Here is a 10,977-nt window from a genome sequence, read left to right on the forward strand (position 1 = left end):
TGAGCAGGACGCGGAAGCTTTGCTCGGTTTTTACTTAGCCCACTAGGTTACAAACCTCGCGCCGCGATTTAATCGCCCCTAGATTGAACAAATTTCAATCCGCAAAGTTCAACACGCCCTAGCCTTTATTGCTGGCGTTGTTAATGCGGTAGGATTGTTAGGATTTGAGCATCAGGCCATCTCTCACCTTTCAGGCAGCGTTACTTTACTTGGTATAAAACTAATGAACAGTACCTCTGTTGCGTTACTACTTGTAAGTATAATTGTAAGCTTTATGCTGGGCTCGGCGCTTTCTGGCTTTTTACTCACTGGCGGCTCGTTAAAGCTTGGGCGACATTACGACACCCTATTATTTATTGAAGGCCTATTACTACTTTTAAGCGCCTATTTACTTAGCCGCGCCCATGTTTATGGCATTACGCTTGCCAGCGCTGCGTGTGGTTTACAAAACGCCCTTGCCACTAATTACAGCGGCGCAGTAGTGCGCACCACTCATTTAACCGGTATTTTTACCGACCTAGGTTTAATGATAGGCAAAACGCTAAAAGGTGAACCCTTTGATACCCGCAAAGGCGTTATGTTTTTACTTATTATTATTGGTTTTTTACTTGGCGGTATTACTGGGTTTATTTTATTTTAGTATTACTCAATACGTGCTTTAGTGGCGCCTGCGCTGGCGTGCTTTGTATTATCTGTAACGTATAAAATTTACAGAGTTCGCACACTTTAACGCAAGCGGTTTAAAAACGTTTTAAAACACCTTACCATGGTGTTAATAAAGCGTTATTCACCTTAAAGGAATGTATGAAACCTTATATTTTGCCGCTGTTATTGCCACTCAGCCATGTTGCAATTGCCGACAATCAAAACAATGATGCAATAGAAACCATAACAACCACCGCATCACGTACAGAAGCACTGGCTACACCCTATCCGCTTACTATTAGTACCTTATCTGAGGCGCAATTAAATAGCATTGCGCCTACTCATGTTGAAGAGTCGTTACAACGTATTGCAGGTGCTAATGTACAGCGCGGAAATGGGCAAGAATACTTACCGGCACTTCGCTCACCGGTGCTCTCGGGCGCGGCAGCCTGTGGCGGCATACTCACCCTTGAAGATGGCATACCGCTACGTGCTGCGGGCTTTTGTAATATAAACGAGCTATTTGAAGCGCATAGCGAAATGGCAAAGCGCATTGAAGTATTAAAAGGCCCGGGCTCTGCACTTTATGGCTCAAACGCCGTGCATGGTGTAATTAATGTAATAACGCCAGACACCACCCAAGGCGGCGGACTTGTTGGGCTTGATTATGGCTCATACGGGTATGCTCGTTATAAATTACGCGCAGGGAAAGACTACGGCAACAGTGGGATTGGCATTAATGCAAGTGTTACCGACGATACTGGTTACCGTGATGATGAAAGCGTTAAACAGCAAAAAGTAAATATTCGCCACCGCTTTGAAAACGATAACCTGTTACTGACCTCCGGCCTTACATACACAAATTTAGATCAGCAAACTGCAGGCTTTATAACGGGTTTTAAAAGCTATAAAAACGAAGACATAGCACAGCAAAACTTTGATCCCGATGCCTTTAGAAAAGCCCGCTCATTTAGAGCGTGGAGCAACGCCCAGTGGCAATTAAAAAATAGCAATGTGCTTTCTATAACGCCTTATGTGCGCGACCAAAGCATGGACTTTTTTAAGCATTTTTTACCTGGCACCCCGCTTGAAACCAACAGTCAAACAGGCATAGGTGTGCAATCGCTGTATCAACATAACTTGCAAAGTAATATAAAAGTAAACCTAGGGCTTGATGGCGAATACACTCGCAGCGACTTTACACAAAGCCAAAACGAGCCAACTCAGGGCTCTGCATTTTTAGTAGCCACAGTACCACAAGGCAAACATTACGATTACGATGTAAACGCAACCCTGTATGCACCGTTTGCATCAGTTGAGTGGCAATTAAATAAATGGTTTATTAGCGCCGGCCTAAGATATGAGCACATGCAGTACGATTACACTAATAATATGCTGACTGGCCGCACAAAAGATGATGGCACTGAATGTGGTTTTGGCGGATGCCGTTATAGTCGCCCGGCCAGTGGTAAAAATAGCTTTAGCAATACCTCACCTAAGCTTGGTGTAAGCTACAAGGTCAACAAAAACAATACGCTATACGCTAACTTTTCACGTGGCTACCGAGCGCCGCAAGCGGCAGAGCTTTACCAATTACAACGCGAGCAAACTACCGCTAATTTAAACCCCGAAATAGCCAATAATGCCGAGCTTGGCTTAAAAGGGTATTACAGCGATGTGAATTATGCATTGGCTGTGTATGCCATGAGTAAACACAACACTATTTATCGCGATAGCGACTTTTATAACGTTAATGATGGCAGTTCACGCCACCGAGGGATTGAGCTTGAAGTAGACTACGCATTAAGCAAAACGCTTAACTTACAATTTGCAGGTACACATGCAAAGCACACATATACCAATAACCAGTTAATTAATGGGCTAAATATAAACGGTAACAACGTAGACACCGCGCCTCGAAATGTAGCTAACCTTGATTTAACCTGGCAAGCCTTTAATAACCTAGCGCTTGCACTGCAATGGCATAGCGTAAGTAGTTACTATACCGACCCAGAAAACCTACATAGCTACGAGGGGCATGATATTTTAAGCTTGCGGGCAAAGTGGCAAGTTACCAATAATCTAGAAGTGCTTGCACGTATAATTAACCTGACCGACGAAGCTTACGCTGAGCGTGCTGATTACACCAGCTTTACTGGCGATAGGTACTTTCCTGGTAAACCCCGTAACGCTATGATTTCAGCTACGTACACGTGGTAAGGCGTTAACTTAAAGATTTAACTAATTTAAATCGCCCATGTATTTAGTGGGCGATTTGCCCATAACCTTTTTAAACATAGTTATAAACGCACTCACCGACTCATACCCTAATAACGCCGACACTTGCTGTACGCTTTGCCCATCTGACAATGCCTGCAGCGCGGTAATTACATGTAATTGCATTCGCCACTTACCAAAGGTCATGCCGGTTTGCTTTTTTATAAGCCGTGCCAACGTACGCTCAGTTAAAGCAAAATCGTGTGCCCATTGTGCAAGGGTTTTGCGATTATTTGGCTGTGCGAGTAACTGCTGCCCCATTGCTTGAATAACCGCATGCTTAGATAACACAAAATCAAGCGGTTGGGCGGGCATTTCTATAAGCAAATCAAACAGTACCTGAGCTAAACGTGCTGTTTTAGAGTCTTCATTATAGGCTTGGTGCTCGCTGGCGAGTTTAAGCATTAAACTTTTTACCAGCCCCGTTATTGCTAATGTACAGGTATGCTGTGGCATACCGTGCTTATTGGCATCAATAAATACAAAACATAATTTGGCGTTATCAGATGCGCGGTTACTGTGTAAGGTGTTTGCAGGTACCCAAATAGCGCTGTGTGTTGGCACCATCCACATTTTATTTGCTGCTTCACAGGTTACATAACCATCAAGCGCTAATATTAATTGCCCTTTTGGGTGTGTATGTAAAGGGTATTCTTTACTGCCTTGTGCGGTATCTACTTTGGCGATTATGGGCTGTACCATGTGCTCGTAGTTTTGTAGGTATCCCCACCCTTTAGGCTCAAACATATTTTGTCAGTTTTTAGTTATTTAATGTCAGTATAGCTAAATTATAATACTGCTGATTTGTTTATACTAGCGCCCATAATTAGCTAACAAATTTTGTAATAATGACCCACACACCTAACAGTAATAGCGGTATGTCTCGCTTTTCAGGCGTATTACTTGTAATCGGTATTTTACTTATTGCTGCCAATTTACGTGCGCCTTTTACAGGGGTTGCCCCTGTGCTTGAACAAATAATCGCGCACTTTAATTTAACCGCTTCGCAAGCAGGCTTTATTACCACGTTACCGCTAATTGCTTTTGCCATTATATCGCCTATGGCTGCAATCCTGGCTAAGCGCCAAGGGCTTGAGCGCACATTGTTTTTTGCTGTATTTTTAATATTACTGGGTATTGCTGGGCGCGTGATTGATTCAGCCATTATGCTATTTGTTGGCACCGCCATAATAGGCGCCGGTATTGCCATAGCTAATGTACTCCTACCGAGTTTAATAAAACGCGACTTTCCAGCAAAAGTTGCGGTAATGACTTCTGCTTATGTACTCACCATGGGCGTTGTATCTGGTGGTTTTTCAACGATAGTTTATCCGCTTAGCCAATATGAAGGCTTAGGCTGGCAGTTTGCTTTAGGCGCAAGTGCACTTATTACACTTAGCACGTTAGTTATATGGATGGCGCAATTAAATAAACACACAAAACCGACGCAAACAGCGCATACCTCAGTACTTACTAAAAGCATTTGGCGTTATGCACTTGCATGGCAAATTACACTATTGTTAGGTTTAAATTCGTTTTTAAACTACATCATCATTACGTGGCTACCCAGCATACTCACCGAAGCGGGGCAAAGTGCAACGCAAGCAGGTGCCTATCATGGGGCTTTTCAAATTGCGACCGCCATACCTGGGCTGGTACTTATACCGTTACTTGCCAAGCTCAAAGATCAAAGTGCGCTTAGTTTTATACTTGCATCACTCAGTGCAACCTGTGCGCTTGGTTTGTTATATATGCCAAGTTTTGCATTAGTATGGACACTTCTACTAGGTTTTAGCTCTGGGGCATGTTTTATTTTAGGGCTATCGTTTATTAGCTTACGTACCGATAACTCAACACAAGCGGCCTCACTGTCGGGTATGTCACAAAGTATTGGCTATTTACTGGCGGCTATTGGCCCTATGATAGCTGGAGCGCTACATACAAGTGCCGGCAGCTGGAGTGCGCCACTTTGGCTATGTGCAGGTGCGGGTGTGCTATGTGCTACATGTGGCTGGTTTAGCGGAAAAAATACCACGCTTAATAATAGCTAGCTTATCAACTGGCGTAACCATGCTAACAAGCCTGTCGCTGGCTTTTTTACTGATGAGTGCTTTTTCTCAAAGCGCTTATTTGTGGCTTCACGTTGTGCGCGGCGCTCTTGTGCTAAATTAGCTTTTGCAGCAAAACGCAGGCGCTGCTCTTGAGTTAGGTCGTCATTAAAGTTAATGGCTGACTTTTTAACGGCTCGGCTACTTTTAGGTGAACTACACATATATTTCTCCACACGACGGTCTTATAAATAGACAGTCATGTAGTTAAAAAAATTTCAATAATCGTTTGTCATATCCATTGCTTGTTTCGCTTTTAGCATGCAGCACACCTCATTTAATACGGCGAGGTAGAGCGGCATGCTTCTATCTCATCGCGGGTCGGCTTTTTTAAAAATTTAACGCTGTGGTTCTTTTCGTCAATTTTAACTATATCCATAACGGCCATTTTTTTTAGCCAACCAAACATAGGTAAAAACTGCCATTTTTTTGCAAAGGTGTTGGCGTTATTACAAATATCTTCAGCGTAGTTTATAGGTGGCGTAAACTTATCGTGGTACTGGTGCAATACCCAATCATCAATGTAATTAAGCTTTATATTGCTTACTTTGCACTGCATTGCAAAGTCGGTGTCTTCTGCGCCGTAACCAATAAACTGCTCATCAAAACCATTAACTTTATTAAAGTCACGTTTGTTAATCACAAAAATTAAAGACCAAAAAGTTAAAAAGTCTACCTCTTCGTTTGTAGGTAAGTTTTTGCGTTTAGGGTGATCAACAGCTTCCTCCACTAATAATTCATAGTTACCGATTTTGGGCACATACGGTAAATACTTTGCTTTAGCACTGACCACTAATCCGTGGGTTAGTTTAGCAAGTAAACTTTCAAAAAGTGTTGGGGAGCAAATGCAATCTACGTCTATAAATATAACGTCGTTTTGCTGCGCATTTTTAACCCCCGTGTTGCGCGCTTTAGCAAGGGGTAAGCCGTTTTCTTGTATGTACACATTTTTGGTCACAAAAGACGTGTTTGGGGTAACATTATGGCTGTTTTTTTCATCCATCCACACCACCACCATATCAGATGGGCGAAGCGTGCTATTTTCTATACTGTGGATAAGGTTAGCAAGCTGCTGGTGGCGGCCTTTAACAATAGTAACGATTGAAAAATTACGACTCAATTGCAACCTCCTTAACTAATTCTACAAACTCGCTGGTAAACTGTTCTGTAGCATTTATTATTTGTGTTTTATTTGTTTGGGTTTTTCTTACATTAACCAACGCAGCCTCTATTTGAGCATTGTTGTGCTGTAAAAACGCTGAAAAAGGCAAATGCACTGCGAGGTTATTTTTAGCTAACATGCGCGCTTTTTCATCTTGCTCTTGGTAGGGTCTGTTTTCGGGTATAACAATCAGCTTTTTCCCCAGTGATAACAACTGTGATACTGCGTTATTGCCACCACTTGATACAACCACATTTGCTGAAATCGCTTGATCTATATTGCTCACTTTGCCTTTGTAGGTTACTCCTTCAATGGCTTCACCTTGGCAACCAATAACCTCAACGTGTTCGGTGTACTTAATCAGTGTACGGGCAATTAATGCCGCGCTTTGGGCATCGGTCATTAGCAAAGTAATACAGCTGCCAAAATCTGTATTGGTGGCGCTTTCACAACCTGTGTATTTTGATATAAATCCTAAATAATGAGTTTTATTAAAATAGCTGTAGTGAGGTGTTTCAAGCTGCTTTGGGTACGGGGCATATAGTTTAGTCGCGCATTCGTAAGCAAACACTTGCGTGGGATCGCCACTGATATCACCCGAATGGCGCTGCATTAAAACAGGTAAACCAATGCTTCTGGCCATAATAGTCAGTTCGGCCGATACATCACTGATAAATAGTACCGGTTTGTATTGCTGCGCCAATAGGTTAAAGGTTATGGAGCGTTCAAGTGGCGCTTCGCTGTATTCGATTCCTTCAAATGCAGTGTTATAGCTTCTTTGTACAGCGCTTTGGCCTGCCCATTTAGAAGGTAGCTTTTCAAAAATGCTTCGCTTACACACTTTATTCAAAGCAATTTTTACGTTTAAATCACCATAAAGCACCACTACGTTATAGCTATTTTGTAACTTAGTAATAAGTAACTCAGCACGTGTAATGTGGCCCGCGCCATGATGGTGAACATAAAAAAATACAGTCGGTAAATTTGGCTCATATAAGTGCTGCATATTCGGCCTCATAATTTGAAACAGTCACGTTAAAGTCGAAGTTTTTAGCAAAAGATTGGCACGCTTGCGGCGACACTTTGCCTAGCTTTTTAATGGCTGATACAGCTTCATCCACATTGTTTAGTGCAGTACACACGTTAGAAAATCGTAGCTCTTCTGGTATGGCTGTTTTAAAGCCTACAACAGGTATACCATGAGCAAGCGCTTCAATGGTGGTTAGGCCAAAAGGTTCGTTCCACTTAGAGGTAGCTAAAAACAAACAAGATTTAGCAAGCTGTGTAAACAATTCATCGTGTTTTAAATGCCCAATATAATAAATGGAGTCTGTAAGTAGCGGTTCGACGTGAGCATTAAAGTATTCCCTATCCTCAACGGGGCCAGCTATGCATAATTTGCGCTGTAATTTTTGCGCTATTTTAATCGCCGATACTGGGTCTTTTTCGGCGTTAATACGTCCCATCCAAAATAAATCGTGGGTTTTATTAATTTTTTGCACATACTCACTTTTGGGTAGAGTAACGCCATTTGAAATCACTTTAATGGCACTACCAAGGTGAGCCTCCCACTCTTTGCATAACCTGTTAGATACAGCAATATAGCAGTGATCGCTACGCGCTTTATGCAGCTTATGTATTAAACCTAACTTTGGTGATACTGGGGCATGTAAAGTAATTACGCTTTTTATATTATGAAGTAATGCCACATCATAGAGTGCATGGTAGTAACTGTGGTAATGCACAACGTCGTAATACGAATTATCGATTAGCGCAAATTGGGCAGCCTGGTACAGCTTTTGGCCTTCTTCCTCTGTGGTTATGTTGTCTTTCATACGCAGTGGGGATTCGTCTAACTGTAAAATGTTAAACTCGTTTTCTTCATCAGCATCTTTACACAACACATCAACAGTGTGGCCTTTTTTACACAATGCGTTAGCTAAATTAGCAACAAAGGCTTCTGTGCCCCCTTTAAAGGGCTGCCTTAAAGAGACTATTGGGCTTGCGACCATCAGTATTCTCATGCAATCCTCCCCAGTATATTGCTATATTCGCTACACATTTTTGCAATAGGAAAATTACGAGCGCTTTTAATTACATCGCTTTGATTTAGTGAGAATGAAGCCTCAAGCGCGGCGGCTAAACTATTTACATTATTGCCCTTAGCAAGCACGCCTGCGCCTTCACTGACTATTTCGGCAAATGCACCGCGATTAAACGACACCACTGGCGTACCTGTTGCCATAGCTTCTAAAGTAGAGAGCCCAAAAGGCTCATCCCATCGGGTGCCAAATACTGCAGCTTTGGCATGAGCCAATTGGTGTTTGATACTATGGTGATCAAGGTGCCCTAAATAGGTATCGCAGGGTTTTAGTAAAGGCCGCACTACGTCATCCATATAGTGTTGATCGGCTATGGGGCCAGCAAATTTAATAGCAATCCCCATTTGTTGCGCTGTAGATATTGCTATATCAATGCCCTTACTTGGTAATATTCGACCATACGTAAACACATAATCTTGCGGCTTTTTTGTTACCTGCCAGCGCTTAAGGTCTATACCATTGTAGGTCACTTCTACTTTATCGTTTATAAAAGGCTCCCACGCTTCTGCTAAAGAGTGCGACACTGCGGTAAAGTGTATAAATGGCGAGTAAGAAGCCAGCCCTACCACCGCTTTTAATTTTGAGTAAGGCGGTGTGTGCAACGTGGTTAACATAGGAATATTATGTTTACTGGCCCACAGTATGGGAATCGGGTTAAGGGAGTTGTTATGCACTACGTCAAACTGCTCTTTAGCTATATCGTCCATTACCTTGAGCATAAAATCGTTTTCAACTATATCGGGGTATTGTTGATATTGGCTGTTATCTATCGGGAACGATTTTAATTTACAGTTAACCTCACTGTCTGGGTGAGCATATAAAGTAACCTCATAAACTGATTGGTAGTATTCAACTAATGCGCCAGTAAAAGCTTCTAGCCCACCAGCATAGGGAGATTTAATAGGAAATCGGGGATGCGCTATAATTGCTAGTTTCATACAGCAAGCTCCTCGCGACCATGCGGTTTTTTATACAAAAGAACGAGTGGCACTTCCTTTTTGCTTTTTGTAGCAAACATCTTTTTCATTAGCTGCCAATCGCTGCTTGGGGCTGTTTTAAAAGGTAAAAACGCTAATAATGAATTCTTTTTAAATACTAGGGTTTCTATCGGTCTTTGATAAGTGCGCTCTACTTTTTTTGTATTATCAAAGTAATAGGGAGTAAAAACAAAGTCCTCTTCAAAGCCTTCGTTTATTAGTTTAAAAGTGTGCTTTTCATCAAATACATCGTCGTCAGTACGAAAAACAACAAAATCACTCAACGTTGTTTGCAGCCCCACGTTATAAGCCGTAAACCGACAGTTTAGTGTGTGATCAATATAAATAACGTTGGGGTCAATCGCCTTTAATCTTAGGCGTAAGTTATACCTTTGTTTGTACTTTTGTGTTGAGTTATCAACAATCGTGATGATGTAATTACTGGCGTATTTTTGTATTTCTTTAACGCGCTCTATAACACCTTCATTGCAGTGGTAAGTTACTAGCACGATGGCCGTTTTACAGTACCTTTTGCTTTTCATTGTTTTTCCTTAGCCATATTATTTAAAACCGCTTAAACAAGGGGATTAATTTCCATATCTACTACGCTAATAAATCAAACGCTAACTTTTGTATTCGTTAAAGTAAGCGCTTAGTTGTTTTAAGCGCAGCTCTAAGGCTAACTTTTCAGAGAGTTTCCAATGGGGTAATTTTTTTAAACGTGATTTGGCTGCTTCTAATTCAGCCCCTACTTCGCTCGTGGATAAAATTCTCATTCGTTTCACCTCATCATTAATATGTAGTCCGTGGTGTTTATCAGCAATTAACAAGCCAAATAGGTACATATAAAAATAAACTTTATTTTTATAAATATCATAAACTTAAATACAAAAGCTGAGGTGAGGTATTACTACAAATGAGCATATAGGCATATATTTCAATAAAATATGAAAATAATTCACAAAGTCATTTAGCCTACAAATATTTTAATTTTTATATAAAGAGGAGGTAAAAGGAGGGAGTAAAATGCAGCTAGCGAGATTTTTCCCGCTAGCAAAGCATAGCTAATTAGCTGTTTTATTTTCTCAACGCTCACAGCACTTATGATTGAGGTGTAGTTTCAAAAGCAGGCACCTGGTGTAAATCGTTTAGCCATTTAAGCGTTGATTGCGACCAAATTTGCGCAGCTGGGGTAAATTCATCTCGCTGATCAACAGCACCTATACGCAGGCCGTACACTCTATCGGCTTTAGCTTCATTAGTTGCGTAAAGTGTAGTGCCGCACGTACCACAAAAGCCTTGCGCACGTTTATTGCCGCTCTGTGCTGTTTTAACATACTCTTTTGGCTCGCCTTTAGTAAAAACGACTGAGTTAGGCTCAGCCATAATGACCGCTCTAAATGGCCCGCTAGACATGCGTTGGCAATCGCTACAATGACATACAAGTACGTTATTATTTTGCGACTGGGCTTGGTATTTAATTTCACCACAGTAGCAGCTTCCAGTAATTTTCATTTTACTCTCCTTGAGTATGTTTAAAGGTGTTTAACCTAGGGCGTGTTGACCTTTGCGGATTGAAATTTGTTCAACCTAGGGGCGATTAAAATCGCGGCGCGGGGTTTGTAACCTAGTGGGCTCGATAACTGCTCCTGCGTTATTCTAATGACTTACATCCATGTAAGAATAAGTAAAAACCGAGCAAAGCT

General features: G+C 41.6%; 11 protein-coding genes and 1 pseudogene. 3 read left to right on the top strand and 9 right to left on the bottom strand.

Going from position 1 to position 10,977, the window contains the following annotated elements:
* Nucleotides 1-82: 82 nt before the first annotated feature.
* Together AN393_RS19165 and AN393_RS19170 are read left to right on the top strand one after the other, a co-directional pair.
* Nucleotides 83-730, top strand: a pseudogene (locus AN393_RS19165) (YoaK family protein).
* Nucleotides 731-804: 74 nt separating this feature from the next.
* Nucleotides 805-2,865 carry a TonB-dependent receptor gene (locus AN393_RS19170; protein ID WP_055015294.1) on the top strand — a complete coding sequence of 687 codons (2,061 nt, stop codon included), beginning with the start codon at nt 805-807 and terminating at the stop codon, nt 2,863-2,865.
* A gap of 21 nt (nt 2,866-2,886) precedes the next feature.
* On the opposite strand, the gene AN393_RS19175 is transcribed toward AN393_RS19170, so the two are convergent.
* Entirely contained in the window at nt 2,887-3,669 is a 783-nt protein-coding gene (locus AN393_RS19175) for a helix-turn-helix domain-containing protein (RefSeq protein WP_055018911.1), read from the bottom strand.
* Nucleotides 3,670-3,800: 131 nt separating this feature from the next.
* Between AN393_RS19175 and AN393_RS19180 the strand changes: the two genes are divergently transcribed.
* Entirely contained in the window at nt 3,801-4,973 is a 1,173-nt protein-coding gene (locus AN393_RS19180) for an MFS transporter (protein ID WP_152968296.1), read from the top strand.
* Here the strand turns inward: AN393_RS19180 and AN393_RS19185 are convergent.
* The 8 genes from AN393_RS19185 to AN393_RS19215 all read right to left on the bottom strand — a co-directional run bounded on the left by AN393_RS19185 (nt 4,970) and on the right by AN393_RS19215 (nt 10,786).
* A complete protein-coding gene (locus AN393_RS19185; protein WP_055015291.1) occupies nt 4,970-5,194 on the bottom strand; it encodes a hypothetical protein in 225 nt (74 codons plus the stop codon). The two genes, AN393_RS19180 and AN393_RS19185, sit on opposite strands and share 4 nt — an antisense overlap.
* 113 nt (nt 5,195-5,307) lie before the next feature.
* Nucleotides 5,308-6,150 carry a glycosyltransferase family 2 protein gene (locus AN393_RS19190; RefSeq protein WP_055015290.1) on the bottom strand — a complete coding sequence of 281 codons (843 nt, stop codon included), beginning with the start codon at nt 6,148-6,150 and terminating at the stop codon, nt 5,308-5,310.
* On the bottom strand, nt 6,140-7,198 hold the full coding sequence (locus AN393_RS19195; RefSeq protein WP_055015289.1) for a glycosyltransferase: 1,059 nt from the start codon (nt 7,196-7,198) through the stop codon (nt 6,140-6,142). Before AN393_RS19195 ends, AN393_RS19190 begins: the two co-directional genes overlap by 11 nt.
* A complete protein-coding gene (locus AN393_RS19200; protein ID WP_055015288.1) occupies nt 7,182-8,216 on the bottom strand; it encodes a glycosyltransferase in 1,035 nt (344 codons plus the stop codon). The genes AN393_RS19195 and AN393_RS19200 overlap by 17 nt, the downstream gene beginning before the upstream one ends.
* Nucleotides 8,213-9,232, bottom strand: a complete 1,020-nt coding sequence (locus AN393_RS19205; RefSeq protein ID WP_055015287.1) for a glycosyltransferase — start codon at nt 9,230-9,232, stop codon at nt 8,213-8,215. The genes AN393_RS19200 and AN393_RS19205 overlap by 4 nt, the downstream gene beginning before the upstream one ends.
* Nucleotides 9,229-9,813, bottom strand: coding sequence for a glycosyltransferase (locus AN393_RS19210; protein ID WP_055018913.1), 585 nt, complete (start codon nt 9,811-9,813; stop codon nt 9,229-9,231). Before AN393_RS19210 ends, AN393_RS19205 begins: the two co-directional genes overlap by 4 nt.
* Nucleotides 9,814-9,894: 81 nt before the next feature.
* Nucleotides 9,895-10,047: a hypothetical protein gene (locus AN393_RS20290; protein ID WP_160318638.1), complete on the bottom strand. Its 153-nt coding sequence runs from the start codon at nt 10,045-10,047 to the stop codon at nt 9,895-9,897.
* 325 nt (nt 10,048-10,372) lie between these two features.
* The gene (locus AN393_RS19215; protein ID WP_055015284.1) at nt 10,373-10,786 is read right to left on the bottom strand and encodes a GFA family protein; all 414 of its coding nucleotides are present in this window, start codon (nt 10,784-10,786) and stop codon (nt 10,373-10,375) included.
* Between the last annotated feature and the right edge of the window lie 191 nt (nt 10,787-10,977).

The organism is Pseudoalteromonas sp. P1-25 (assembly GCF_001401805.1).
Taxonomy (GTDB): domain Bacteria; phylum Pseudomonadota; class Gammaproteobacteria; order Enterobacterales; family Alteromonadaceae; genus Pseudoalteromonas.

Coding starts and splice junctions, on each gene's coding strand:
- AN393_RS19195 (WP_055015289.1), bottom strand. CDS start 7,198: ATGCAGCACTTATATGAGCCAAATTTACCGACTGTATTTTTTTATGTT.
- AN393_RS20290 (WP_160318638.1), bottom strand. CDS start 10,047: ATGAGAATTTTATCCACGAGCGAAGTAGGGGCTGAATTAGAAGCAGCC.
- AN393_RS19215 (WP_055015284.1), bottom strand. CDS start 10,786: ATGAAAATTACTGGAAGCTGCTACTGTGGTGAAATTAAATACCAAGCC.
- AN393_RS19185 (WP_055015291.1), bottom strand. CDS start 5,194: ATGTGTAGTTCACCTAAAAGTAGCCGAGCCGTTAAAAAGTCAGCCATT.
- AN393_RS19210 (WP_055018913.1), bottom strand. CDS start 9,813: ATGAAAAGCAAAAGGTACTGTAAAACGGCCATCGTGCTAGTAACTTAC.
- AN393_RS19205 (WP_055015287.1), bottom strand. CDS start 9,232: ATGAAACTAGCAATTATAGCGCATCCCCGATTTCCTATTAAATCTCCC.
- AN393_RS19175 (WP_055018911.1), bottom strand. CDS start 3,669: ATGTTTGAGCCTAAAGGGTGGGGATACCTACAAAACTACGAGCACATG.
- AN393_RS19180 (WP_152968296.1), top strand. CDS start 3,801: ATGTCTCGCTTTTCAGGCGTATTACTTGTAATCGGTATTTTACTTATT.
- AN393_RS19170 (WP_055015294.1), top strand. CDS start 805: ATGAAACCTTATATTTTGCCGCTGTTATTGCCACTCAGCCATGTTGCA.
- AN393_RS19200 (WP_055015288.1), bottom strand. CDS start 8,216: ATGAGAATACTGATGGTCGCAAGCCCAATAGTCTCTTTAAGGCAGCCC.